The 26,120-nt window shown below is 63.9% G+C and carries 23 protein-coding genes; 8 read left to right on the top strand and 15 right to left on the bottom strand.

What is annotated here, in order from left to right:
- Positions 1 to 89: 89 nt before the first annotated feature.
- From LB533_RS23050 to LB533_RS23075, 6 genes are all read right to left on the bottom strand, one after another.
- Complete coding sequence (locus LB533_RS23050) at positions 90 to 2,471, bottom strand: polysaccharide biosynthesis tyrosine autokinase (RefSeq protein WP_140643673.1); 2,382 nt, start codon at positions 2,469 to 2,471, stop codon at positions 90 to 92.
- 237 nt (positions 2,472 to 2,708) lie between these two features.
- A complete protein-coding gene (locus tag LB533_RS23055) occupies positions 2,709 to 3,605 on the bottom strand; it encodes a UTP--glucose-1-phosphate uridylyltransferase (RefSeq protein ID WP_140643675.1) in 897 nt (298 codons plus the stop codon).
- A 73-nt stretch (positions 3,606 to 3,678) separates the two neighbouring features.
- Positions 3,679 to 4,647: a glycosyltransferase family 2 protein gene (locus LB533_RS23060; RefSeq protein WP_140643677.1), complete on the bottom strand. Its 969-nt coding sequence runs from the start codon at positions 4,645 to 4,647 to the stop codon at positions 3,679 to 3,681.
- On the bottom strand, positions 4,637 to 5,587 hold the full coding sequence (locus LB533_RS23065; protein WP_224678279.1) for a glycosyltransferase: 951 nt from the start codon (positions 5,585 to 5,587) through the stop codon (positions 4,637 to 4,639). Before LB533_RS23065 ends, LB533_RS23060 begins: the two co-directional genes overlap by 11 nt.
- Positions 5,587 to 6,576, bottom strand: a complete 990-nt coding sequence (locus LB533_RS23070) for a glycosyltransferase family 2 protein (protein WP_140643680.1) — start codon at positions 6,574 to 6,576, stop codon at positions 5,587 to 5,589. The genes LB533_RS23065 and LB533_RS23070 overlap by 1 nt, the downstream gene beginning before the upstream one ends.
- Positions 6,577 to 6,591: 15 nt before the next feature.
- Complete coding sequence (locus LB533_RS23075) at positions 6,592 to 7,764, bottom strand: glycosyltransferase (RefSeq protein ID WP_140643681.1); 1,173 nt, start codon at positions 7,762 to 7,764, stop codon at positions 6,592 to 6,594.
- 189 nt (positions 7,765 to 7,953) lie between these two features.
- Here LB533_RS23075 and LB533_RS23080 point away from each other — a divergent pair, with 189 nt between their 5' ends.
- Together LB533_RS23080 and LB533_RS23085 are read left to right on the top strand one after the other, a co-directional pair.
- Positions 7,954 to 9,450 (top strand): lipopolysaccharide biosynthesis protein, encoded by a 1,497-nt coding sequence (locus LB533_RS23080; protein WP_140643683.1) that lies wholly within the window; start codon positions 7,954 to 7,956, stop codon positions 9,448 to 9,450.
- A gap of 46 nt (positions 9,451 to 9,496) precedes the next feature.
- Positions 9,497 to 10,519, top strand: coding sequence for a phosphoribosyltransferase family protein (locus LB533_RS23085; RefSeq protein ID WP_140643684.1), 1,023 nt, complete (start codon positions 9,497 to 9,499; stop codon positions 10,517 to 10,519).
- Positions 10,520 to 10,730: 211 nt separating this feature from the next.
- Here LB533_RS23085 and LB533_RS23090 read toward each other — a convergent pair whose 3' ends face one another.
- The 8 genes from LB533_RS23090 to LB533_RS23125 all read right to left on the bottom strand — a co-directional run bounded on the left by LB533_RS23090 (position 10,731) and on the right by LB533_RS23125 (position 19,132).
- Positions 10,731 to 11,810, bottom strand: coding sequence for a glycosyltransferase (locus tag LB533_RS23090; RefSeq protein ID WP_140643686.1), 1,080 nt, complete (start codon positions 11,808 to 11,810; stop codon positions 10,731 to 10,733).
- 65 nt (positions 11,811 to 11,875) lie between these two features.
- Positions 11,876 to 12,322 carry a hypothetical protein gene (locus tag LB533_RS23095; RefSeq protein WP_140497175.1) on the bottom strand — a complete coding sequence of 149 codons (447 nt, stop codon included), beginning with the start codon at positions 12,320 to 12,322 and terminating at the stop codon, positions 11,876 to 11,878.
- Positions 12,323 to 12,336: 14 nt separating this feature from the next.
- Positions 12,337 to 13,779, bottom strand: coding sequence for a GMC oxidoreductase (locus LB533_RS23100; RefSeq protein ID WP_224556985.1), 1,443 nt, complete (start codon positions 13,777 to 13,779; stop codon positions 12,337 to 12,339).
- 93 nt (positions 13,780 to 13,872) lie between these two features.
- Positions 13,873 to 15,204 (bottom strand): UDP-glucose dehydrogenase family protein, encoded by a 1,332-nt coding sequence (locus LB533_RS23105; protein WP_140643688.1) that lies wholly within the window; start codon positions 15,202 to 15,204, stop codon positions 13,873 to 13,875.
- A 73-nt stretch (positions 15,205 to 15,277) separates the two neighbouring features.
- Positions 15,278 to 16,105 (bottom strand): family 16 glycosylhydrolase, encoded by an 828-nt coding sequence (locus tag LB533_RS23110; protein ID WP_181169571.1) that lies wholly within the window; start codon positions 16,103 to 16,105, stop codon positions 15,278 to 15,280.
- Between the two features lie 181 nt (positions 16,106 to 16,286).
- On the bottom strand, positions 16,287 to 16,688 hold the full coding sequence (locus LB533_RS23115) for a hypothetical protein (protein ID WP_140643691.1): 402 nt from the start codon (positions 16,686 to 16,688) through the stop codon (positions 16,287 to 16,289).
- A 223-nt stretch (positions 16,689 to 16,911) separates the two neighbouring features.
- Positions 16,912 to 17,934, bottom strand: coding sequence for a glycosyltransferase family 2 protein (locus LB533_RS23120; RefSeq protein ID WP_140643693.1), 1,023 nt, complete (start codon positions 17,932 to 17,934; stop codon positions 16,912 to 16,914).
- A 70-nt stretch (positions 17,935 to 18,004) separates the two neighbouring features.
- Positions 18,005 to 19,132 (bottom strand): nucleotidyltransferase family protein, encoded by a 1,128-nt coding sequence (locus LB533_RS23125; protein WP_140643695.1) that lies wholly within the window; start codon positions 19,130 to 19,132, stop codon positions 18,005 to 18,007.
- 524 nt (positions 19,133 to 19,656) lie between these two features.
- On the opposite strand from LB533_RS23125, the gene LB533_RS23130 reads away from it, so the two are divergent.
- The 6 genes from LB533_RS23130 to LB533_RS23155 all read left to right on the top strand — a co-directional run bounded on the left by LB533_RS23130 (position 19,657) and on the right by LB533_RS23155 (position 25,504).
- Entirely contained in the window at positions 19,657 to 19,809 is a 153-nt protein-coding gene (locus LB533_RS23130) for a lasso peptide (RefSeq protein WP_140497189.1), read from the top strand.
- Between the two features lie 166 nt (positions 19,810 to 19,975).
- Positions 19,976 to 20,275, top strand: a complete 300-nt coding sequence (locus LB533_RS23135) for a PqqD family protein (protein WP_140643696.1) — start codon at positions 19,976 to 19,978, stop codon at positions 20,273 to 20,275.
- Positions 20,276 to 20,390: 115 nt separating this feature from the next.
- Positions 20,391 to 20,765: a lasso peptide biosynthesis B2 protein gene (locus tag LB533_RS23140; RefSeq protein WP_224556987.1), complete on the top strand. Its 375-nt coding sequence runs from the start codon at positions 20,391 to 20,393 to the stop codon at positions 20,763 to 20,765.
- Between the two features lie 3 nt (positions 20,766 to 20,768).
- Positions 20,769 to 22,685 carry a lasso peptide isopeptide bond-forming cyclase gene (locus tag LB533_RS23145; RefSeq protein WP_224678280.1) on the top strand — a complete coding sequence of 639 codons (1,917 nt, stop codon included), beginning with the start codon at positions 20,769 to 20,771 and terminating at the stop codon, positions 22,683 to 22,685.
- Positions 22,682 to 23,653 carry a serine kinase gene (locus LB533_RS23150; protein WP_224678281.1) on the top strand — a complete coding sequence of 324 codons (972 nt, stop codon included), beginning with the start codon at positions 22,682 to 22,684 and terminating at the stop codon, positions 23,651 to 23,653. The genes LB533_RS23145 and LB533_RS23150 overlap by 4 nt, the downstream gene beginning before the upstream one ends.
- A gap of 6 nt (positions 23,654 to 23,659) precedes the next feature.
- A complete protein-coding gene (locus LB533_RS23155; protein WP_224678282.1) occupies positions 23,660 to 25,504 on the top strand; it encodes an ABC transporter ATP-binding protein in 1,845 nt (614 codons plus the stop codon).
- A gap of 16 nt (positions 25,505 to 25,520) precedes the next feature.
- Here the strand turns inward: LB533_RS23155 and LB533_RS23160 are convergent, their stop codons facing one another.
- Positions 25,521 to 25,796, bottom strand: coding sequence for an exopolysaccharide production repressor exox (locus LB533_RS23160; RefSeq protein WP_224678283.1), 276 nt, complete (start codon positions 25,794 to 25,796; stop codon positions 25,521 to 25,523).
- Between the last annotated feature and the right edge of the window lie 324 nt (positions 25,797 to 26,120).

A 26,120-nucleotide genomic window follows, 5' to 3' on the forward strand; every position in this document is an offset into this window, starting at 1 on the left:
CCGGGTTTAGACCCCCACTGTAGCCCGCCGCGGCCGCATGGGCGATGACCTGCCTCGTCACTCAGGCACGGAAATCGCCACGGCCGATGTCAGACGGTTGTCTTGCTGCGCACTTCGGTCTTGTCGAGATAATAGCTCGAGTACTGGCCGAAGAATTTTTCAGACGCTCCGAACGAGCCGTATTTGGCGAGCTTCTTGAGATCGACCTTGTTCAGCACCGCGCCGACGATCTTGTTGGCGACATAGGGTTCGGATTCGAGCATCGACCTCACCATCGCGCGCGGCGTGCGGCCCCATTCGGTGACCAGCACGAAGCCGTCGACAAGCGGCGCGAAGGCCTTGGCGTCGACTACCGGCCCCAGCGGCGGCAGATCGACGACGATGTATTCGAACGTCTCCTTGGCGTTGTCGATGAAGCGCCGCATGCCGGCCGAGGAGAGAAGCTCGCTGGTATGCGAGAAATTGCCGCGCAGCACGGCCGGAATGATCGCCAGCTTGGTCTGCCGGTCGATCTTGCCGACCGACTGCCAGGTCTGGCCGCTCACCACCGCTTCCATCAGTCCCTGCTCGGCCTCCATGCCGAGGCTGCGGCTCAAGCCCGGATTGCGCAGGTCGCCGTCGATCAGCAGCGTCCTGGCCCCATTGGCGGCGAGCAGTCCGGCCAGATTGGCCGCGACCGTCGACTTGCCTTCGCCGGGAAGGACCGAGATGACACCGATGACGCGGCTGCCTTGCCCTTCCATGACGACGTCGAAGGCGATCTTTGCGCTGCGCAGCGTCTCGGAGAACATCGACGCCGGAGCATCGACGCTGACGCGCATGCGCGCGCGCTTTTCGACGGCGGCCGGCGTTTTGGCGGTTTTGAGATCCGGGTCGGCCGGCTTTTCCTCCCTGGCGGTCTTGCCGCCGATGACAGGCAGGTAACCGAGGAATTTGAGGCCGACGCGGTCGCGGACATCCTCGCCGGTCCTGAAGAAACGTTCGTTGAATTCGTTGAGGCCGCCGAACCCCGCACCCATCAACGTGCCCAGCACAAGCGAGAGCGCCAGCACCACCATCGTGCGCGGGCTGGAGGCGCTGAGCGGCATCGATGCATCCGAGATGATGCGGATCTTGCCGACCGGGAAGGATTGCTGCTGGGCGGCTTCCTCGTAGCGGCCGAGGAATGTCTGGTAGAGCGTGGAGAGCGCCGTCGCCTTCTGGTCGAGTTCACGCAGCTTGACCTGCGACTGGTTGTCGATGGCGCTCTTGCCTTGCGCCGCGGCGACATTGGCCCTGAGCGCGGTCTCGCGCGCCAGCGCCACTTCATATTCGTTGCGATAGCTTTCGGTCAGTTGCTTCAGCTCGCCGAATATCTGCGCCGATATGTCGGCCTTCTCCTTGGCGAGCGCCACCGCCTGCGGATGCTGCGGCCCGAAATTGGCCTCGACATCCTGCTGCCGCTTGGCGACGGCGAGATAGCGCGTCTTGAGCGCCGCGATGACCGAGCTGCTCGGCTGGTCGCTCGATATGGCGGCATCCTTGAAGGCGTTCTCCGAGCCGCTTTCGACGATGGACTTGTACTGCTGGTAGCGGGCGCTGGCCCGGGCCGTATCGGCCTGCGCAACGATAAGCTGGGCGTTGAGGTCGGCAAGCTGCTTGGCGCTCATCAGCTGGCCGTCGCTGTTGGCGGACAGTCCGTGCTCGGCCCTGAATTTCTCGACCGCTAACGATGCCGCCTGCGAGCTTTCGCGCAGTTCCGTCAGCCGGCCCTGCAGCCAGACCGCGGCGCGCTCGGTGGCATCGAAGGAGGCGTCGAGCTGGTCGGCGAGATAGGCATCGGCATAGGCCTTGGTAATCGCGGTCGCCAGTGCCGGGTCCGTCGCCTGGTAGCCGAGCGCGATGACATAGCTTCGCCCGATGCGCTCCGCCTGCACCTCGTTCTGCAATTTGAGGATCGCGTAGTCGCGACGTGAGGTCGCGATCAGCGCATCGCGGGTGGCGGGGTCGAGCTTGGTGACGTCGCCGACGCCCGGCATGGGAGGACTGGGGCGAACATACTGGATCAGGCCGCGGATCAGGCCGATGCCCTGGGCGAGCGCCGACTGGGGCGGGTTCATGAACGCGTCGTTGCGGTCGAGCTTCAGCTTGTCGACGACCACGGCGGCAAGCCGCGTCGAGGTCAGGATTTCAATCTGGCTCAGGATGGCCGAATCGGTCTGCATGGTCGTCGACGCCGCCGAAATGTCGTCGACGATCTTGTTCAGTCCCTCATCGATCAGCACGCTCGAGACCGACTGGTATTTGGGCGGCGTGGTCTGCAGATAGAGCAGGCCCAAAACAAGACCAATGACCGCGCCCAGGACAACCACCTTGGCCTGCCGCGCTGCCATGCCAAGCAGCCGCTCGACATCGATGAAGTCTTCGCCGTCTCCTGCTTCCGAATTCGGCAATGGCATCCTCTTGTCGAGAGGAAAGTTGGCATAGTTCATCTTCGGTCCAATTCCAGAGCCCGTCCATCCCAATCATCGGGATGGGCTCTATCTCACTGTTTGAACATGATCTTTTCCGAAAACCGCCTTACGCTTTCCGGGATCATGCCTTGGCTCCCAGGCACTTCGAAGATCGGGAGCATTGCCAAAAAGCAACGCAAGTTCCATGCCGGACGCCACCGGGCCTTCCGCGCATCGCACCGTCAGCCGTCTGACAATGCTCCCGAAACATGGGCATTATGCGGCTTCTTCCTGTCGTTCATGCGACCGGACGAACTCCTGGAGCATCTCGAAAACCGGACCCTTCATGTCGTCGCGCGCCAAGGCGAAGGCGATATTGGCCTGGATGAAGCCCTCCTTCGAGCCGCAGTCGAACATGCGGCCCTTGAAAGGCTGGGCAAAGAAGGACTGCTCCTGCGCCAGGCGGACCATGGCGTCGGTCAGCTGGATCTCGTTGCCGGCGCCGCGCTGCTGGTTGCCGAGCAGGGCGAAGATCTCGGGCTGCAGGATATAGCGGCCGTTGATGTAGAAATTCGACGGCGCATTGGCCGGCGCCGGCTTCTCGACCATCGCCGTCACCTCGAAACCGCCGCCAATATCGGCGCCGCGGCCGACAATGCCGTATTTGTTGGTCTCGGTCGGGTCACAGCGCTCGACCGCAATGACGTTGCCGCCGGTTTCGGCATAGAGGTCGGTGACCTCGGCCAGGCAGCCGCGGCCCCCGAACGAGACCATGTCAGGCAAAAGCAAGGCGAAGGGCTCGTTGCCGATGACCTCGCGCGCGCACCAGACGGCGTGGCCAAGGCCCTGCGGGGATTGCTGGCGGATGAAGCTGGTGGCGCCGGCCACCGGCAGCAGGCTTTCCAGCGACTGCAACTGCGCCTTCTTGCCGCTCTGCTCCAGCGTTCCGATTAATTCCGGATGCAGGTCGAAATAATCCTCGATGACCGCCTTGTTGCGGCCGGTCACGAACACGATGTGCTCGATGCCGGCCTCGAAGGCCTCATCGACGGCGTATTGCACGACCGGCCGGTCGACGACGGGGAGCATTTCCTTCGGCATCGACTTGGTCGCCGGCAGGAACCGCGTTCCAAGCCCCGCCACCGGTATCACGGCCTTCCTGATTTTCTTCATCGCAAATTCCTTCTGAGGAGATCGACTTCAGTCCATTCGCAGGCCAGGAAAATCCCTCCATGTGCCTGCATCTTCACCTCCCCGCCCCTACGGCAAATTGTGCCGCTACTCGTCGCAACCGCACGGCGATCGGCATGCCCATATGCCTGACCGCCGCCGGATCGCTGAGCGCCGTCCGGATCGCCTTGAGCGGGGACCGCGCCTTGATGTGCTGGACCATCGACAGGAACGAGGCTGCCTTGCGCAGGCTGCGGCTGCGCCTGGCGAAGGCCGCTTGCGCGGCTGCGTCCATCTGATGGCTTTGAGCGAAAATTGCATCGGCCTTGCGCATCGCCTCGACATGATGAGGCTCGAGCACGCGCGAAATGGAGCCGCTGCGGATGTGATAGGCATAGCCGATGTCAGGCTCGACCACGCACCTGCCGCCCCTGGCCAGAGCGTTGGCCAGGAATATGTAATCCTCGCCGATGACCAGGTCCTCGTCGTAGCGAAGTCCGTTTTCTTCCAGGAAGCGGCGCTCGAAGATTGGTTTGAGATAGCCGAGATTGAACTTCGATTCGAAGACGACGTTGCCGGCGATATAGCTGGCCAGCGAGATCTCGCCCAATTCCTCCAGATAACGTGTCGGGAACATCGCATCCTCGATCACGCCGTCCTCGCGGACGACCTGGAGGTTGTCGACGGCGATTTGCGCGCCCGCCCTTTCAGCCCGCGCGATCATGGCGGCGATGCGGCCGGGATAGACCGCGTCGTCGGAATCGAGGACCGCGACCCAGCGGCCTCGGGCAACCTCGAGCCCGGCATTCCTGGCGCCGCCGGGCCCCCTGTTCTGCGCAAGCGCCACGACGCGCACGATATCCTGCGGATAGGCCCTTGCCACGTCGAGCGTCGCGTCGCGCGACTTGTCGTCGACGACGACGACCTCGACGCTGACACCCTTTTGCGCGATGGCGCTGGCGATCGCCCGGTCGAGGGTCGCCTCGGCGTTGTAGGCTGCGATGACGAAGGAAACGTCCGGGACGAAGCTGACGTCAGGCTGCACGCTTGCCTCCTTGCTGTGGCGAGGGCTGGCCGTAGAGACGGATCTCGCGGATGCCGACAAGGCCGCTGACCACGCCGACATGCATAATGCCGCGCAGCACGCTGCGGTTCCGCCGCACGGGGCTGGCAAGGAAGGGAAACGCCGCGGCGAAGCAATAGGCTGCCTTTGCTGAGGCAATGCCGACCTGTTTGAGCAGGCCAATGCCGCTCGCATTGCGCCCGAGGAGATGGCCATGCGTCTGCCCGACGCGGAAGCGGCGGCGGCCAAGCCAGTCGAACGCGGCCCTGGTCCGCGGCACGACCTCGTCCACCCAAGCCTCCGGAGAAAAGGCGATCGTGCCGCCTGTCTTGTGCATCTGGTCGAAGAACTCGGTGTCCTCGCCGCCGGTCTGGCCACGCGCCAGGCTGAAGCGGCGCCCGCGCAGGCTGTCCGAACCCATGTCGAGCAGCACGTTGCAGGTGTAGCCGGTGCGGATTTCGCCGCGCACCCATACCGGCAAGGTCGAATGGAAATCGCCACGCCGCATCCAGTCCGGCGCATCGGCGCCATAGCGCGCCTTGACCGGGCCCAGCACGGCGGCGGCGCCACTTGCCTGGGCTGTTGCGACGAGCTCGGCAAGCCAGCGTGGCGAAGCCGTCTCGTCGTCGTCGATGAAGGCGACGAAATCCGACGTGCTGGCGTCAAGGCAGGCGTTGCGGGCGATCGAGATGTTGCGCGCCGGGCAGTGGTGATAGCTGATCGGCAGCGTCAGTTCCCGCGCCAGCGCCGTCACCAGATCCCTGGCGCTCGGCGTGTCGTCATTATCGGCGACGATGACACGGACATCGAAACCGGCCGGCCTGTCCATGGCATCGAGCGAGCGCAGCGTGTCGGCCAGTTCCGGCCGGCGGAACGTGCACACGCCGATGTCGATGCGGCGGTTCTTGCCTGCAGCCGCCATCACGCGACCCCGCGTCGTGCACCGAGGCCGAGAAGCTGCAGCCAGAAACCGACGGACCAGCCGAAATGCATGACCATCGCCGAGACGCCGGCAAGCGCGATGTCGGCATTGCGTTGGCTTACCGCCGTCCACAGGCCATAGCCGAGGCACACCGACGCCCAAATCAAAAGCGGCATCGCCGCCAGCCAGTGCACGAAGGAAAAGGCCGCGAGCACCACCACCGGGAACACCAGCAGCGGCACCATCTGCCGGACCTTCGGGATGACGCGGTGCTTCAGGACATTCTTGGCGCGACCGCGGCCGTAGCCGAGATACTGGAAATAGAGGCCGCTGAGCGACGCGCGCGGATAGTAGACCATCTGCGTCCTGCCGCTCATCCAGATCCTGTAGCCGGCCTGCCTCAGCCGGTAGTCGAGCTCGGCGTCCTCATTATGGCTGAACGTCTCGTCATAGCCGCCGACGGCCTGGAAGGCAGAAATCCGCATCAGCGCATGATGGCCGTGATCGACCCATTCTCCGGCGGACAGATGCCGGTGCTTGGAACCGCCGGTGCCGAGCTTTGAGTTCTGCGCCGCCGCGGCCGCCTTCTGTACGGTGCCGCTGCCGCTGGTCAGCATGGAAACCACGACCGAATCGGCGCCCGTGGCCAGCGCGTCCTCGACCAGCCGGTCGCAATAGTCGGCGGGGTAGCCGCCATGGGCATCGATGCGGATGAGATATTCGGCACCATCGCCGAATCTGGCGACGGCAAGATTGATCGCCGCGCTCTGGATGCGCTTTTCGTTGTGGAGCAGGATGATGCGGGGATCCTCTTTCGCGCGTTCGCCGACAATGGCCGGGGTACCATCGGTGCTGCCGCCATCGGCAACGACGATCCTGGCGCCGAGCCTCGCCGCCGCGGGGCTGAGCTGGTCGAGCAGCACACCGATATGGGCTGCCTCGTTGAGGCAGGGAATCACGATCAGGCTGGAGGGGAGCGCATGCATCATCGGGCGATCTCCATCCTATGCCAAGGCCTCGGCCGCGAAGGGTTCGCGTATGGCCGCCAGGCTGCGAAGCTTCTCGACCAGCGCCCGGCAATCGCTGCGATCATAGCTCCATATCTTGGGGTTGCGCGACAGAACGCGCTCCTTCAACGTGGCGAAGCGGCGTTCCTCCATCTTGCCGATGGCGGCCTGGAGTGCGTCGGGTGAGGCTTCGGGCAACAGAATGCCGATGCCCTGCCGGCCGAGGAACCGCCCGGTTTCCGTATTGGCCATAGAGATCGGCACCGCGCCGAAACGGCAGCCTTCATAGAGACGGTTGGGCAGCAGCCATTCGGAATTCTGGCCTGCCTCGAAGAAATCGATCGCCCAGGAGAAATGCACGTCCCGGTAGATCGCCGCCATGTCCTCCGGGTTGCGGTAGGGTCCGCGAAACGAAAGCCAGGGCTCCGCCTCGACGAAGGCGTGGAAATCCGGGAATTCGGTCAATGCCGGGCGGCCGCGCAGCACGATCTCGAACCGGCCGTCGGCGCGGCGCGAGAAATCGGCCAGGAGTTCGAGCGAGCGGCGGCAGCGCAATGCCCCGAACCAGCCGATGCGCCAGGGTGGTGCGACAGGCGCCTCGGCCATCTCATGCTCGGCCGGCAGGATCGCCGCTGCCTCGAAATATTTGTTTTCGACCAGTTCGACCGGCGCCGCCACCTGGCCGAACGGCTCGAAATAATTGGCGGTGAATGCGGGCGAACTGGTCACCAGCAGCTTTACGTCCCTGGCAAGGTAACGTTCCGTGGCGCGCAGCGCCTTGCCGACCGCATCGCTGCGGAGCATCAGGCGATGGATGTCGAGGCATTCATAGACGATCGGCACCGCGGCGCCGAATGCCGTGTTGGCGCGGCGGGCGAGCGCCAGCATTTCCAGATTGCGCGCGATGATGAGATCGGGCCTCGGCATGCCGCGGAGCCTGGTGCCGATCGAAACCGCCACTTTGGCGACTGCCGTCAGACGCTGGGCGAATCGCCCGTCACGCGTCGCGCCGAGATCCAGCGGCCGCAATCCCTCGACGTCGGCAATGGGATTTGCCGTGCGACGGAAGCCTGCGAGCGTGACCTGGGCGCCACCTGCCCTGAGCATTGTAATCCGCCGGCGCACTGCCGGGTCGGAAACGTCATGCACAAGGTACAAGACATTCAGCATGAAAACTCGACCGCTGTTGGCCCACCCACGGGGAACCTAGTACAGGTCTTGCTGCATCGCAACATTTTTGGTGCAGCGTAGCAAAATCCACGTTTTTTGTTGCACTGCAAAATAAATGCCGTAATTTGGCCGCGGCGGCGGTTGCAGGGTTCCTGGTCGGAACCTGCACAAGAATCAGGAATCCTGAATTTGGAAGCCAATCCATTCGATCCGCCAGAAGGCTCGCTGCGCAAATCGGTCGGGCGTGGCGCGGTCGTGACGGCCTTGTCGCAGTCCGTGCGGGTCGCCACGCAGATCATTTCCGTCATCGTGCTGTCGCGTCTCCTGTTGCCGCAGGATTTTGGCGTCGTGGCGATGTGCGCGCCGGTGCTGGCCTTCATCGCGCTGTTCCAGGATTTCGGCCTCACCCAGGCGACCATCCAGAAATCGGGCATACGGCACGACGAGGTGAACTACCTGTTCTGGATCAATGTCGCCGTCAGCGCGATCCTGGCCTGCGTGCTTGCCGGCGCGGCACCACTGGTCGCCGCCTTCTACGGCGAACCGCGCGTGGCTGGCCTGGTGGCGGCGCTGGGGCTGCAGATCATGGCCTACGGCCTCGGTGCGCAGCATCTGGCGCTGCTGACCCGCCGCATGCAGTTCGGCCGCCTGGCCGTCATCGATGTCGCAGGCGCCGTGGCCGGTCTTGCCGTGTCGATCGCCTGGACCTTCATCGACCGCTCCTACTGGGCACTTTTCGCCGGCACGTTGACCGGAGCCGTGCTGCCGACGCTGTGCTACTGGGCCAGTTCGCGCTGGCGGCCCAGCCTGCCGCGCAAGGTCGCCGGAATCAGCGAGCTGATCAATTTCGGCGCCGGCATAACCGGCTTCAACTTCGCCAACTTCTTCGCCCGCAATCTCGACAACGTGCTGATCGGAAAATACTGGGGCGAGGCGCAGCTCGGCCTCTATGACCGTGCCTACAAGCTGCTCCTGTTCCCGCTGAGCCAGATCACGAACCCGCTGTCGAAGGTGATGGTGCCGGCTCTTTCCAGGCTGAAGGACGAGCCCGACCGCTACCGCAGCGCCTATCTTCGCGTCATGCCGCTGATCCTGCTGGTGGCGCTCCCCGGCGTCGCTTTCGCCACCGCCATGTCGGACATACTCATCCCCTTCGTGCTCGGCGAGCAGTGGCGCGCGAGCGCCGGCATTTTCTTGGCGCTTGGCTTCGCCGGGCTGCTGCAGCCGCTCAACAATCCGGCCGGATGGCTGTTCGTCAGCCAGGGCCGTTCCGGCGACTTCATGCGCTGGGGCATCATCACGGCGGTGACGTCGGTGCTCGCTTTCGTGCTGGGCTTGCCTTATGGCGCGCTCGGCGTGGCGATCGCCTATGCCGTCAGCGAATATCTGCGCACGCCTTTCCTGTGGCTCTATGTCGGCAGGAGCGGGCCGTTGCGGGCAAGCCACGTTCTTCGCGCCGCGACGCCGTTCGTGCTCGGCGCGCATCTGGCGCTGGCGGCGGTCTGGTTGGTCAAGCCGCTGCTGCCGCAGCAGCCTGTCATTGCCTTGGCCAGCGGCGCCATCCTTGCCTATCTCATCACCATCGTCATCGCGCTGGCCTTCGCAGCCGGCCGTGAAGCCTTGCGCGAGGCCTTGAAAATGCTGCCGGCACGGCCGCCGGCGGCAGCACCGCGCGAGGCGCAATAATTTCGGCGCTTTCGACCCTTACCGTTCACCCGAGCAGGCCTGATCCATGCATTACCGATCGATCTCAGACATGAACGACGCGATCGTGAGCAACCTTCACCGGTTGCCGCGCGACATCGACCTGGTGGTCGGCGTCCCCAGAAGCGGGGTGCTGGCAGCGACGCTGGTCAGCCTCGCGGCGAACATACCGATGACCGACCTGGACTCCTTCCTCGAGGGTCGCGTCTACACATCGGGCATCACCAAGCGCCGTGCGGTGCTCGACCGCAAGGTCGCGGAAATGCGCAAGGTGCTGGTGATCGACGACAGCGTCTCCGGCGGCAACGCCATGCGCGACGCCCGCGCCCGCATAGAGGGTGCCGGCATCGAGGCCGACTACATCTTTGCCGCCGTGTTCGGGCTTGAGCCGCAGCATGCCGAGACCGATGTCGTCTTCGAGGTCGTGCCGCATCCGCGCATGTTCCAGTGGAACTTCATGCATCACAAATTCCTGGCGCAATGCTGCGTCGACATAGACGGGGTGCTGTGCCTCGATCCGACCGAGGCGGAAAACGACGATGGTCCGGCCTACGAGAAATTCCTTAGCGAAGCGCGGCCGCTCCATACAGCGACCCGCAAGATCGGCTGGCTGGTGACCAGCCGGCTGGAGAAATACCGCGCGCTGACCGAGGCATGGCTGGCCAAGCACGAGATCAAGTACGATCATCTGATCATGCTCGACCTGCCGAGCAAGGCGGAGCGCCAGCGGCTTGGCGCGCATGGCAGTTTCAAGGCCGAATTCTACCGCAAATCCGATGCCATCCTGTTCATCGAGAGCGAGCACGAGCAGGCGCTGAGGATCACCGAGCTGTCGGGCAAACCGGTGCTGTGCGTCGAAACGCACATGGTCAGCTTTCCCAACGCGCTGTCGCTCCCGGCGCTCGGCCAGGCGGCGCGCAACCTGCCGGCCAGGTTGCGACAGGCCAAGTCACAGGAAGGCCGCAAGGGCGCCGCCAAGGCCCTTGCCCGCGCCCTGCTCGGCGCCCGCGGCTACGAGACGCTGAAAAGCCGGGTCAAGCGCCTGGCCTGATCCGCCAAGGCTTCGAGTCCAGATTAACGGGTTCCTTCGGAGTGTTCGCCGGCGCGCCGGTCGAGAAGCATCAAACGAAAAACCCGCCTGTGCGGCGGGTTTCCGGCGCAACTCAGCACCATGACCAAAAATCTACCATAGCTGCCTTCACCCTGTCAAGAAAAAATTCCTATTACAGGGCTGCCGGGGCCGGTGCCAGCCTGAGCCTTGGCTACGCCGCTTGTCGCGAACGCCGCTGTGTGGCCTTGTCCAATATGGAAAAGAAGGTGAGGAACTGGCGGTCCGGATCGAGCTCCGGACGCTCGGAGAAGCTGCGCGCCGTGGCCGAGAGCCGGTCATATTCCTGGCGGTCGTTCCACAGCAGCCTGACGGCCGCGATCCAGTCGGCGAGCGGCGCATCGTAATCCAGCACCACGCCGCCCGGGCCGATCGCTTCGGGCAGGCCGCCGCGCCGCGAGCCGATGACGGGAATGCCGCTGCAATGGGCTTCCGAGGCCACACGGCCCCAGGCCTCTTCCCATTTGCTGGGCGCCAGCAGGATCCTGGTCCGGCCATAGACGGTCTTCATGTCGCCGGTGCGGTTCTCCAGCCTGATGTTGGAGAACGGGGCGATGGTTTGCTCGATGCGGGCGCGATGATCGTCGGCAAGCTTCCAGCTCTCCACGAACAGGAACGGAATCTCGGGGCAGGCGCCGGCGATGCGCACGGCGAGCTCGAAGCCTTTCTCCTCGTACGGATTGATCAAGGTGACGAACTGGCCCGTGGTCGGCGTGCTGTAGAGGGCGGCATTGATGGTCGGCGGCAGCACCGCCGCATCGATGCCGAACTTCTGTTTGTAGGCGCGCGCGGTGAATTGCGAATTGGCGATGTAGAGCGCCGAATGCAGCTCGCGCAGATCGCCGCCCAGTTCATGGAACTCGACGTTCCTGAGATAGACGACCAGCGGCACCCCTTCGGCCTGGAGCGCCTTGCCCACCGGAACCGACTTGTGGCACTGGACGACGGCCACGTCCGGCTTCAATCTGCGGACGGCAAAGTCGGCCGCCTTCCACGGGAACCAGGCCCGCACCACCGGATAACCGGGAAAACTGTCGATGACCGCCGGCTGACGCAGCAGCTTCATCTTGGCGCGCGCCTTGAAGCCGAAGACACCGTCGCCGAACAGGGCGGCCAGTACGGCCGCCTCATGGCCGTGCTCGATCAACTGCTCGGCCAGATGATGGGTGCTCGACTGGACGCCGCCGCTGAATTCGGGCGTGTATCCGTTGCCGCCTGCAAAAAGAACTTTCATGGTCCTGGCTCCTGGTTCTTTCGCGTTTCGTTCAATGTGGCCCGAGAGCTTGCTCCGGCACCGCCTCAGGCACTCTGTTGCTCGAGATTGGCGAACGGATTGGTGCATGGCTGCCATCCGGTGAACCGGATCGGATCGCCCGGCGAACTGCGCCAGGCGTAGTCGGTCAGCATGTGGAATTCGGCGATCAGCCAGCGGTCGAAATGCAGCAGGTCCTGCTTCTTCTGCTCCGGCAGCAAGGCGCGGGCTTTGCCCAGCCTTGTCTCCTCGAGCAAGGTGACGGCGTCGCTGAGTTTCTTGCTCGGGAATATCCATGGGTTCCTGTCGCGGAACGCCAGGACGAACTGCTGCAAATGCTCGATGCGCATGTTGAGCTTGCCGAAATATTTCTCGAGCGTGACGCGCACCAGATCCTCATCCGAAAACGAGGACACTGCCGCGTAGGCAATGCCGGTCGATACCACCCCGCCCGCCATGACGGCCAGTGCGGAGCGTCGCGAGATCTCTATCATCTGGTTTGCTCCTCTCACGCCATCCGGCTCGCCGCCCGCAGGGACAGCGCTGCCGCGGTCAGGCTCGGATTGGCGCATGAACAGCTCGGATATGTGCTGGTGCCGACCACGACCAGGTTCCTGAGCTGGTGATGAATCATGCCGCTGTCGACCACCGAATCGGCCGGGCCCGTTCCCATCCGGAGCGTACCCTGGACATGCGATTCGGTTGGCCGGATGCCGCGATCGAAAAGCTGTTCGACCGGCAGCGGGGCGAGCAGCCCGGGCAGTTTCTCCAGCGCCCGCGCCATGCCCTTGACCGCGTAGTCCGACGGCGCCTTGAAGCTGACGAAGGCGTTGTCGTTCTCGTCGAGCGTGACGAAATTCTCATGGTCGAGCAGGTTCTCGGTCACCACGACAAGCGGCAGCGCCTGGCGCAACCGCCCCTTCTCGGCGCGCATGCCGTGTTGCCAGCGGTTCTCGAAATAGACCAGCGCCGCGGCGTGCTCGGACCGGTGCGGACCGTCATAGAGGCCGAAATTCAAGCCGGTGGTGATGGTGCTGCCGTCGAAATTGTCGACACCGTCGAGGTAGACCTCGAAATTCCAGCCATAGGATTCATGCAGGCCGCGGCCGACGAATTCGCCTCCCAGGCCGGAGCGCAGCATGATCGCCGCGCTCTGGATGGCATTGGCGCCGAGGACGAAGAGGTCGCCGCTGACCTGATATTCCTTGCCGGCGTGGACGAAGGTGACCGAGCGGACGGTCCCGCCGACATGGTCGAGCCGGCGCACTTCCGAACCGAGGCAGACCGACACGTCGGGATGTTCGAAGACATGCATCAGGCCGTTATTGGCGGTGAATTTGGCATCGACCGGGCAGAGCCAGCATCTGAGGTTGGCGCAGCACGAGGTGCGCTGCGCGGTCGGCACGCGGGCGCGCGCGGTCGGCATGACGAAATGCTGGCCGGGCTGCGCCGCCTTCATCATCCGGTCGGGCGTCGACATGCGGTGCGGCGGCTGCGGAAAGGGCTTCGAGCGCGGCAGCATCGCCGCCATGTCGGGATCGCCCGAGATCGACATGATGTCTTCGGCGTCGCAATAGAACGGCTCGACGTCGTCATAGCCGATCGGCCAGTCATTGCCGATGCCGTAAGTGCTTTTCAGCCTGAAGTCGTTGGGATGGAACCTCGGCGTCTGCGCGAACCAGCAGTTGGTGCCGCCGCCCAGCCCGATCGTGTAGTTCCAGGGCTTGTCGGAATTGGTCTTGTAGGTCGACTCGTCCTCGATGTCGGTGTTGACGTTCTGCTTGAGCTGCCATTCATGCGTGTTGTGGCGGCCCCATTCCAGGAGCAGGATACGCGCCTTGCGCCGCTTCGTGAATTCGTGCAGGAAGAAGGCCGAACCGAAACCGGAACCGATCGCAACAACGTCAAAGTGGTCCTTCGTGATCTGCTCCGGCTTTACGTCCAGCACCATCAGCCGCAACTCCTTTCCGGGTCTTTCGCGTTCGTCATGGCCATCGCACCGGCCGATCGCGGCGATCCCACATTGGATTGTCCAAACCCGCCCTCATGCCGCGATCCTGCCGATCGAGTGATATTCGATGCCATGGCGGGCGATGACCTTGGGATCATAGAGGTTGCGGCCGTCGAAGATGATCGGCGTGGTCAGCGCGTCTTTCAGCGCGTCGAAGGACGGCGCGCGAAAACTCTTCCACTCGGTGGCGATCAGCAGCGCATCGGCGCCGCGCAGCGCCGCTTCCTTGGTGCCGCACAGAAGCAGGTCGTCGCGCAGCCCGTAGATGGCCTGGCATTCCTGCATCGCCTCGGGATCATAGGCCTGCACGGTCGCGCCGACGTTCCAGAGTGCCTCCATCAGCGTGCGGGCGGGCGCCTCGCGCATGTCGTCGGTGTTGGGTTTGAAAGCCAGGCCCCAGAGCGCGAAGGTCTTGCCCTTGAGGTTGCCCTTGAAATAGCGGTTCACCTTGTCGAACAGCACGGATTTCTGCTCGTTGTTGCGCTCCTCGACGGCGCGCAGCAGCTTGGCGTCGAACTTGACGCCTTCGGCGGTCTTGATCAGGGCGCGCACGTCCTTGGGAAAGCAGGAGCCGCCATAGCCGAGGCCCGGGTAGATGAAGTGGTAGCCGATGCGCGGATCGCTGCCGATACCCTTGCGCACCTCCTCGATGTCGGCGCCGAGCTGTTCGGCCAGGTTCGCCATTTCGTTCATGAAGCTGATCTTGGTGGCGAGCATGCAATTGGCCGCGTATTTGGTGAATTCGGCGCTGCGCACGTCCATCACGATCATCTTCTCGTGGTTGCGGTTGAAGGGCGCGTAGAGCTCGCGCATCACCGCCTCGGTGGCCTCGCTCGATGTGCCGACGATGATGCGGTCCGGCCTCATGCAATCGGCGACGGCCGACCCTTCCTTGAGGAATTCCGGATTGGAAGCGACGTCGAAGCTCAGGTCCTCGCGGCCTCTTTTCTTCAGCGTTTCGGCGATCCTGGCCTTGATCTTCTCGCAGGTGCCGACCGGCACGGTCGACTTGCCGACGACGATCTTGGGCGCATCCATTTCCCGGCCGATCGCCTCGGCGACCGCCAGCACGTATTTGAGATCGGCCGAGCCATCCTCGCCGGGAGGCGTGCCGACCGCGATCATCTGGATTTCACCATGCGTGACGGCGGCGGCCGCGTCGGTGGTGAACTTGATGCGGCCGGCGGCGTGGTTCTCCCTGACGATGCTTTCGAGGCCCGGCTCGAAGATCGGGACGAGACCTTGATTGAGCCGCTCGACCTTGTTGGCGTCGATGTCGACGCAGACGACCTGGTGGCCCACTTCGGCAAGCACAGCAGCCTGCACGAGACCGACATAGCCGATACCAAACACCGTCAAATTCATTCTGTTTTGTTCCTGTCCAGGGCAGCGGACCGTGGTCGGCCCGGCCGGTTCAAATCGACTTTCCCGATAGGTTCTACTTTACGCTGCATGCCAGCGATTCCGGAAACTGGCAGGGTTCGCCCTGCGCGGTGAAGGCGACGCGCTCGATCTGCAACGAAAGCCTGCGGCCCGGATCGGCGAATGCGCCCAACCATCCGGTCATCGTATCGCTGCCCCAGAGGCTGAAGAAGATCTTCTGCGCATGGCTGGGCAGCTTTGCCGGATCGGTGATGGTGTTCACCAGCTGGCCGTTGACGTACCAGCGCAAACTGTCCTTCTGCCAGACGAAGGCGTAGTCGTTGAAGGCCTTTTCCGTGCCGCCCGGCACGTCGACCAGCTTCTCGTTCTTGCCCTTGCCGGCGATGTAGGCATTGACCTGAACCTTGGACGTGTCCTTGGTCAGGATCTCGAAGTCGATCTCGTCCCAGGGCTGCTTGTCCGACGGGCCGATATAGGAGAAGAAAGCCGCGTTGAGGCCGGCGCCGGTGTCGGTCTTCATGCGCGCCTCATAGGTGCCATAGCCGAAGCGCTGCTTGGTCTGGATTTCGCCGCAAGCGTAGTCGCGGTCCTTCGTCTTCTGCTTCTCGAAGCCCAGCGACAGCACACCGTCCGCTAGGCTGACCTGCCCCTTCGCCCAGGTGCAATTCTGATGGCCGCCATTCGTCCAGCCATCGGAGACATACCAGCGCTGGCGGTTGAAACTGGTGAAATCATCGACGAATGAGGGCGCCGACTTCAGATCCTGGGACCAGGATGGCGCCGGCCCGGCGAACAGGCCAGCGAGAGCGGCCAGCGCGACCAGGGCAGCCCTGCGTCCGGTGGAACCCGGGCGGGCTTGCCTGGCCTGGCGCGTTGACGACATGCCGCGAACTGCGACGGTGAACGTGGTTCTCGGATCCGCATTCATACGAAACTCAACCTTTGCGCTGTGCATCCCCAACCCAAAGTAGCCATTCGAGCCGTTGCCAAACGGCGCTTTCTTTCTCTCGTCAGCCCCTCCCCAAGCTGCTTTCCCGCCTCGCGCCAAATCCACCGTTCAGCCTTCACCCTCTGCCGGCGCCTGCCGGTTTGGCGAGCCTCTGGCTGGCCGTCACATCGGACGACCCATCCTCATCGAAAACCATATCCAGCGAACGACGAAGCTCCCGGACCATGCCGTTCTGGCGCGACAGCGCCGCGATGCGGCGCTCGCAATTCAAGATCGAGGTCGTCAGTTCATCGACCTCGGCGGAACGGCGCGCAGACGCCGAGCCGTTCTCCATGGCCTCGACCAGAAAGGCGGCGTTGGCGGCCGTCGCCTTGTAGCGATTCTCCAGCCCGTTTCGCTCCGCCTCGATCTCCGCCGCGATCTGCTCGAACAGCTTCGCCAGGCGATCGAGGCGCGAAATGTCGGTCTGCCGGTCGCGGGCCGGATTCCTTGATCTGAAGCCGAATATCGAGGCCATGCGTTCAAAGTCCTGTGGTGGTCCGACCGTCGGCCGAGCCCCTTACCGGTTCAATATCGGGCAGCCCGATCGGAGGCCAGCTCATTGGCCATCTTAATTGCTGCACCGCAACATAGACTGCCATCCCCGGGCCGCGTAGGCAACCACCCAATTCGTAAACTCATAAATCCGCCCGAAATGGTTTGCGCGATGCACTGACAAGAGCGCGGCCGGACGCCCGCATTCAAGGCTCTTTGCCCGTGCTGGTGCCGGCCATGAGAAAACGCATTGGCGGCACATGTTGACGCCGGGAGGCGAACCCGACGCGGCGAAACAGCGCCTCGAGCTTGTCGGACGCCACGCCCTGGACGATGGGAACCAGGTTGGATTGGCTTGCGAAGGCATAGGCCGCGGCCGACGCCAGGCCCCGCTCTGCCTTGACGTCGAGGAAATTGCGCAGCCGGTATTTGTCGCGCACGTGGCGCTCGTGGCGGCGCAGCACCGCTTTGGAGCCCTCAGGCAGGCTGTCGATCGCCAGCAGCGCCAGGTCGGCGTCGGCCAGACGCTTCAGGTCCTGCGTCTTGTGGCGGCCGCTCAGCGAGTCGGCCCGCACGATGGCGCCGTAACCGCAGGAGCGGATGACCTTGAAACGCGCGCCGCTGGCGACCGCGCGCGCGTAGAGCTCGTAATCCTCGCCCAGACGCAAGCTCTCGTCATAGCGCAAGCCGTGCCTGTCGAGAAAAGCGCGGCTGATCACCGGCTTGAGGAACCCCAGTTCGCCTCTGCGCACGTTGCGCCTGGAGATGTTGCCTTCGACGAAACGCTGGAGGTCGAGGAATTCCGGCTCGGCCGCGAACTGCGGTGCGACGATCTGGGTGACATCGCTCAAGGCGTCGTCCCTGATGAGCATGATGTTGTCGGCCGCGAAATCCCAGTCCGCGCCGGCAAAGAGATTGTGAAACCTGCCTGCGAGAAAGAAGTCGTCGGCGTCCAGAATGGCGATGAACGGCGATTGCGAGGCCGCGATGGCGGCGTTGCGGGCGAAGGAGGGGCCGCGATTGACGTCGAGACGGATCACCGCGAGCCGGCCGCTGCCGTCATCGGCGGCGCGGGCGACGTGGGCCGTGTCGTCGGTGGAGGCGTCGTCGACGACGACGACTTCGGCCACTTCCGGTTCGCGCAGCGCGGACGCGATGGCGACAGCGATTGTTCGCGCCGCGTTTCGGGCCGCGATGATCACGCAGACCTTTGATTTTGTCATCGACATGAATTTGCCTCTTGCACAGGTTCCGTTCTGCCCTCGCCCTGTACGTGTTCGACGTCCGACAGGCTTCCCGTCACGGGCTGCCCTGCCGTTCGAAGATGCGGCGGCTGATGTCGGCCGATGCCGCCCAGCCGGCTTCCGCCAGATAGCGGACCGGCGCACGACCGCACAACTCCCACAACACGGTGCGCCGCTGCGGCCATCGCAGGGATGACAGCCACGGCGCGATGACCATGTTGAGCAGGTCCTCATTGCCGATGCGCGACAGCATCCGCGCGGCGCGCTGCGACAGGAGCGTGCCGGCGCCGCCGAGGAGCACGTCGGCGGCGCGCAGGCCAAGCAGCAGCGTGTCGTCCAGCCCCTGCGCCGCGGCGGCGTCGAGCAGGCGCTGCTGCTCGGCTGCGTCCAGGCGGTTGGCGCTGGCGCGCACGTCGCAGACATAGCCGGCGCAGGGTTCCCGGTTGAAAAGCGCCTTGGCGACGCTGATGCAGGATAACAGCAGAGTGTCGGCCGCCGATATGAACGGCACCTCGACGCCGGTGATCTCGACCTGCCGTTTGCGCCGCAGGAAGCCATCCGCGTCGCGTGGGCTGGGCGAGCCGGGTTGCTGGAGCCGATAATGCAGATCGACAGTGGATTGCGTCGGCGCGTCGCCGCGGATCATGTGCTGTTCGCCGAGGAAACGGACCCACCAGACGGAGCGCGACTTGCCGGCAATCTCGTATCCGATCGAGCGGAGCGCCTCGCGCGCCCTGAAAAACCCGGCCGGCGCCACCAATATGTCGACATCGCCCGAAGGCTTCATGAAATGATCGTCGTAAAGCAGAAGCTGCTGGAAGGGACCTTTCAGGAAAACGAAATCGATCTGCCTGTCGCGCAGCGCCGCCTGGATCGCCATCGAATCCATGATGCAGGACGCGTTCATCGAAACGGTCTTCCGGCGGTAGGCGTCGAGCCATTGGGAGAGCTGGGCCGGCGGCCCGTTCGCGGGTGCGCTCGACAGCACCTTGAGGATAAAGGTCGCGACCTTGTTCAACCTGGCTATGTCGGTGACATTGGCCACAGAGAGGGCGGAGGCATCGCCGGGCGCGGCGCCGGATCGCGCCGCGAAGAACAGCCGCAGACAGGCCTGCACATAGGCGATCTCGCTGGCGCAATCGGCGGCGCGCAGTCGCTCATATGAACGTTCGGTCAGGGCCATCGGGCGCACGGTTCTCCAGAAGCGATCGGCGCGACGCCTATGCTGCAGGTGCGAAGCAAAGCATCGCCAAAAACCTTGGCGCCGTCCAGTTTTTCCTTTTGCAGCGCAAAAATCCAGCCACCGACCTTTATCGAAACCGGCTCGGGAGAACGGTCAGGAGAACCACTGGACCACAAGGGACCAGTGGCTTTTTCGGCGTTCCGTAGCAAACCTTACCGGGAGACCCGGTGCTACGGCATTATTGGCGCTATGCCTTGAAGTGACAGGGCCTAAAAAGTTTATATATGCAAATCAATTTCTTATGCTGACCTAGTGCATTAGGCCCATATGCAGGGATGTCGAGGCGATGAAGGCAAAAGCTTGAGATCGTTACTCACGGCTGTGTCTGCGCGCGCGGTCCATAATTGATTAATACGCGGTAAATCAGGCTTGACTCATAAATGCTGCCATGCAGCTATTGCATCGCAGCATGAAAGTGCCGCCGGCAATCGACAGGCCGTTTCCAGTCCTTGATGGAGTGTAAAATGGAACAGAATGTTGAAAAGCAGGAGTACGAAACGCCCAGCCTGACGGTTCATGGTTCGATTGAAACCATCACTCAGGGCGGTGGCGGCAACACGGCGCTCGACGCAGCATTTCCTGCGCACACGCCGATTGGCGACCTGACGTTCTCCTGAACCTGTCCTGATTCTGGAGGGACACGTTGGGCCTCTGGAATCCAAGAACCATAAAGGGAGTCGGGGTGAAAATCCCGGCTTCTCTTCATTGCCTGACCCGGCCTTTCTTCATCGCCAGAATTGTCGGCACGCATTGCGGACAGTGTGTAGCAAACGAGGTTTTCGGATGAACTGGAACCCATCTGACCACGATCGCGTAAGTGCGACCAAGGAAGCGGTTGCCTGCGAATTCGGCAATGGCCTGGCGCTTCTCAACCTGAAATCCAACATCTACTACAGCCTCAACGGGGTAGGCACGTTCATCTGGGAGTTGATCCAGGAGCCGAAACCAGTTGCTGAAATCCGCCGTGCCGTGCTCGCGCGCTATGATGTCGACGCCGAGCGCTGCAAGGCCGATGTCGACGCGCTGTTGAAAGGTCTGGCCGATAGCGGACTTGCGAGGCTGCATCATGAGGAACCTGTCTAGGCAGGTTCCGCAAAAGCGGGTCACGGTTTTGCGGCAAGAACCTGCGACAGAGAAAAGTCCCGGCCAGACGAAGCACCGGCGGCGGCTTCGGGCTCTCTCCCTGAGCGGCCCGGAAATGCTGTTCCTCTGCCGCTGCCTGCTGGTGGTCGCGGCCGTTCGGCTGGGGCTGACCCTGTTCTCCTACAACCGCCTTCGCGGCATCGTCACCCGGCTGGAGGCACGTGAATGCGCCAGCACGGGAGAGCTGCGCCGTGTCGCCTGGGGCGTTGCCGCTGCGGCCCGCCTGGTGCCGCGCGCGAGCTGCCTCACCCAGGCGCTCGCCGGCCAGTACATCCTCGCCCGCCAGGGCAATGCCTCGAAGATCCGCATCGGCATCGAGCGCGACACCGGCCAGCAGCTGAAGGCGCATGCATGGCTGATCAGCGGCAACCATGTCGTCCTTGGCGGCTCGATAGACAGGTTCGTCCCTCTCGTCGACTATGGTCAATGACCGATGAGTGGCGTGGCCGGTATCCTGCACGGGCACGAGGCGCCGGAGCCCGCAGCCGAGATCCAGCGCATGCTGGCCCGCATGCGTCATCGCGCCCGCGACGGCAGTTCATGGTGGACCGACAAGGCTGTCGCGCTCGGCCATGCCTGGCTCAACACGACCGATGAAGCCGGCCCCGGCCCGCTGACGATGGCGGGCGGCAAACTGGCCGTCACCGCGGATTGCCGCCTGGACAATCGCGACGAGCTGATGGCACGGCTCGGCGTCCGCGACGCATCGGCTGCCGACGCTGTGCTCCTGATGCGGGCCTATCTGCGCTGGGGCGAAGCCTGTCCCGTGCACCTGCAAGGCGATTTCGCCTTCGCCATCTGGGATGCCGAGCGGCAGGTGCTGTTTTGCGCGCGCGATCATTTCGGCGTCAAACCGTTCTACTATCACGCGGACGGGCAGCGCTTTTTCTTTGCCTCCGAGATCGGCCCGATCCTTGGCGTCACCGGCGCCGGCGCCCGCCTCAGCGAACATCAGATCTCGGGTTTCCTGGCCGGGCTGCCGGACGATCCGCAAGCGACGCCTTACACCGATATTTTCCGCCTGCCGGCGCGCCATAGCCTCACTGTGACGGGGCAGCGCGTGACGCTGCAGCGATACTGGCAGATCGAGCCGTCGTCGCGGCCAATGCGCGCGGACGCCGCCGAGGAATTCGCCCACCTCTTCTCGCAGTCCGTGCGCAACCGCATGCGCGGAAGCGCCGCGGTCGGGGCCATGCTGAGCGGCGGCCTGGACTCCTCCTCGATCGCCTGCGTGGCGGGCCGGCAAAACCTGTCCGAGGGAAAGCCGAGGCTGCCCACCTTTTCGCTGGTTTTCGAACGCGGCTCGGCGATGGACGAAACCCCCTTCATCGACGCGGTGCTGGAACAAGAGCGCGTCGATGGCACGCTGATCCCGGTCGGCAACTACGCGCCGTTCGCGGAATTCGAACGGGTGCTGGAAGAGCAGGAAGGAACGTTCCTGGCGCCGGGCCTTACGCTCACCCGGACCGTCTACAGGACGGCGGGCGCCAACGGCGTCAAGGTGCTTCTCGACGGCCATGGCGGGGACGAAGTGGTGTCGCAGGGCCACGGCCATCTGCACGAGCTTGCCAATGCAGGCAGGTGGCTGGAGCTGTGGCGCGAGATCCGCAGCGCTTCCAACACCTATGGCGACGGCATGCTCGGCATGTACTTCCAGTTCCTGACCATCTACGGACCCGCCTGGCGCGTGGCCAGGCTCAGGCACAGGGCGAACCGGCTCCTCCAGAGGCTGCGAAAGCCGGCCCAGGCTTCGCAAGGCGGAAGCTGGCGCGACCTGATCAATGCCGATCTTGCCGGCCGCACCGAGCTTATCGAGCGGGTTCACCGAGCCGGCTACAAGCCGCCCGACGTCAGCGCCAGCGAGGCGCTGACCCACCGCTGGATCGTTTCCAACGGCTATGTGCCGCATGCTTTCGAAGTCCTCGACAAGGCCGCCGCCAATTTCGGGGTCGAGCCTCGTTATCCCTTCTGGGACAAGCCGCTGGTCGAGTTCTGCCTGGGGTTGCCGGGCAAGGAGAAGCTCAGCCGCGGTTTTGGCCGCTACGTGCTGCGCCGCGCCATGCAAGGCGTGCTGCCGGCGGCGGTCCAGTGGCGGCGCGACAAGATCGATTTCACCGGCAATCTCGTCAACGGCATGCTGCGCAACCACCGCGACCTTCTGGAACAGGTGCTCGGCCCGGATGCCGGCCGCATCGAGCCCTATATCAACCTGCCGGCCGTGAAGGCTGCCTATGCCCGGCTGCTCAGCCGGCCCGACCGGCCGGCGCCGCTCGATGTCCAGTATGTCTGGCGCTCGGCGTCGCTGTCGCTCTGGCTGCGGCAGGTGCAGCGCGCCGGGAGTGCCGCATGACGCCGTTGAACGAGCCGCTTGTCCTCGGCCCGCACGCGCAAGGCTGGCCGCGCGGACAGCGCCGTTTTTATCGGGCCTACGGCCTGACCATCGCTTCCGAGGTGGCCTTGCCAGAGCTGGAGCCGGCCGAACCGGCAGCGGCGGATGTCCTGATCAGCGTCGGCGCGATCGATATGCCGAAGCCTTCGCCCGAGGCCGCAACCATTTTCCGTTTCGAACCGGATCGGCAATATCTGGCATGGCACGCCGTCGGCGCGTTCCTGATCAGCGACGCCTGCCGCATCGAGGTCGAGCCGGCGCCCGGCATCGACGACGCGCTGATCGCGTTCCCGCTGCTGGGACCGGTGATGGCGCTCATCCTGCACCAGCGCGGCCTGCTCGTGCTGCATGCCAGCGCGGTCGCGATTGCCGGCAAAAGCGCCATCTTCATGGGCGACAAGGGCGCCGGCAAATCGACGACGGCAAGCGCCATGATCCGTGCCGGGCACGAACTGCTTACCGATGATGTCGTGGCGCTCGATCTCAGCCATCCGGACGAGCCGATGATCGTGCCGGGTTTTCCCCAAATCAAGCTGGCGGCCGATGCCGCGGCCACGATTTCGCTCGAAGGGGCACAAGTACGGCCGCCGGTGCATCCGGCCATCAACAAGGCCCAACACCGCTTGCACGGGGCATTTTCGCGCGACAGGGTTCCGGCGACCCGCATCTACATTCTCGAGCGCGGCCAAAAGGCCGAGATCTCGCCCATGCCCGGCATCGCCGCTTTGCCGGCCGTGATCAGATTTTCATACGTCACGCGCTTCGGCCGAGCCGCCCTGGTCGGCGATTTCGCTGCGGCGCATCTCGGGCACTGCGCACGGCTCGCCGATCGCGTCGGCGTGTGCAGGCTCGAAGTGTCGACGGGGCTCGACAGGATCGGCGAGGTCGTGAGCCTCGTCGAGCATGACCTGATGGCCGGACAGGGGTAGCAGGAGATGTCGAAATCATCGTTCCTCCGCCCGTCATTGTTTCGGGAAATCGCCGGGTTCGGCGGCGTTATCGCCCAGATAGGCGGGCGGCGGGCCTGGACGGCACTGCTCTTCCTGATCCTGGGCAGCCTGACCGAAGGCATCTCCATCCTGTTGCTGGTTCCGCTGTTGCAGCTGGTCGGGCGCTCCGGCCAGGACTTCGCGATCCGGCTGCCCGACAATGATTTCATGCGCTGGCTGGTGCCGGACGGCACGCTGAAGCTGACCACGATGCTGTGCATGCTGGTCGCGCTGGTCGTGCTGCAGGCCGCCTTCAACCGCTTCAAGTCGGTCTACATGGCCAGGCTTCTCTTCGACTTCATCAACCGCCTGCGCATGAACCTGTTCGAAAGCATCGGCAAGGCACGGTGGGGCGTCTTCACGCGCATGCGCGGCTCCGACCTCGACCATGCTCTGACCGGGGACATAGACCGCGTCCAGGGCGCGGCCTTCTCGCTGCTGATGCTGGTGCAGATCGCCGTGCTTTTGGCCGGCTATCTCGTGATCTCCCTATTCATTTCGCCGGTCATGACGCTGTTCGCCGTGATCATCGGCATCCTGATGTTCCTCGCGCTGCGGCCATTCCGGTCGCGGGCCACCGCCTTTGGCCAGATCCTGACCACCAACCGTCAGGATCAGTACCGGACGGTCTCGGAATTCCTCGGCGGCATCAAGGTGGCCAAGAGCCTGAACGTCGAGGCGACCTATTTCGCGCAGTTGCAGGCGACACTTGAAAGGATGAAGGCCGACAACATCGCCTATGTACGCAACAGCTCGACCGGCACCGCCCTGTTCCAGGTGGCGAGCGTGATCGGCTTGAGCCTGTTCATCTATGTGGCGCTGGTTCGCTTCGACCTCTCACTGGCCGAGATCGTGGTGCTGCTGCTGGTCTTCATGCGCATCGCGCCGCGCTTCATGGACATGCAGACGCAGGCGCAGCAGGTCCTGATCAACCTGCCCGCCTATGCCGCAATGCGCAGCCTGCAGATGCGTTTCGACGCCGAGCGGGAACCTGGCCATGCCGGGATCGAGGACGCTCGAAAGCTGTCGCTCGATTTCGGACTGAATATTCGCGGCGTCTCCTTCGCCTATGAGGACGGCACCGCCAAGACGGTGGTGAGCGACATTACCTTCGGCCTTCCGGCCGGCAAGGTCACCGCCCTTATCGGCCCTTCGGGATCAGGCAAGAGCACGATCGCCGATATGCTGCTCGGCCTGCTCGAGCCGACAGCCGGCACGATCCTCGTCGATGGCGTCGAGATCGACGCCGCCAATCGCCGGGGCTGGCGCGACCAGGTCGCCTACGTGCCACAGGACGTGTTTCTCTTGCACGACACGATCGCGGCGAACCTTCGCCTGGCCGCGCAGCAAGCAAGCGACGATGAATTATGGGCCGCATTGCGATCGGCCCATGCGGCCGAATTCGTCGAACGGCTCGACCTCAAGCTCGAAACGGTGGTCGGCGACCGCGGCGTGCGGTTGTCGGGCGGCGAACGCCAGCGGATCGCGCTGGCGCGCGCCTTGCTGCGCAAGCCCTCGCTGCTCATCCTCGATGAGGCGACCAGCGCGCTCGACTGGCAAAACCAGGCGCTGATCGCGCAATCGATAGACGGGCTGCGCGGCTCGATGACGATCCTGACCATCGCGCACCGGCCATCGATGATCGCCTTCGCCGACTGGGTGGTGGCGATGGAAAACGGCCGTATCGTCGAAGTCGGGCACTATCGGCAGCTGAAGGCGAAAGCCGGAAGCCGGCTGTCCCGGATGCTTTCGGGCGAACAATCAGAGTCCGAACCCGCCGACGTTGCCTGAGGCCGGCCCGGCTTGGTCAGTGAAGGCTTCGCCCGGCGCCGCCCAGCTTTTCACCCTCGGCCACCTCGGCCGAACTCAGCTTTCTTTCGGCCTCGCGTGTCCTGTCGGCCGGTGTCGGCGCGCTTCTGACGACCATGGCATAGACGAGCACGAAGTAGCCCGCCTGGATGACCACGGCACAGATGATGACGCGCAACAGCGTCGTGCCTATTGAAGCGCCGCCCAGCCATGACCAGCCAACGACGATCGCAAGAGCGAAAATCATCCCAACGATGAATTTTGGAAGCGACATACCCAACAGCCCACAAACCGGCCCGGGTATATCAAATCATTGCCCCACCCGAGCGTCGTCCCTTGTCATGCGGGCTTGTTAAGTCGCCCGCTCCCGACCGGTTGCTTCCGGCCTTTCAACCTGCCGCCACTTTGACAGGTATAATTTGCAATTCTATTAAGGCGGGCAAATGGCCGCAAGGGCAACCGAATTTATTTTTAGGTGAGCTTTTGCGCTCGACTCGCTCGTGCTGCAACGCACACGGGGGATTATGTGCAACTTCGGCACTTCGGTGCTTTTCAGTAAAATCTACAATATTGAATAGTATTTTATATGAATACCCTC

The organism is Mesorhizobium sp. BR1-1-13 (genome assembly GCF_020165515.1).
In the GTDB taxonomy this organism is placed as follows: Bacteria; Pseudomonadota; Alphaproteobacteria; order Rhizobiales; family Rhizobiaceae; genus Mesorhizobium.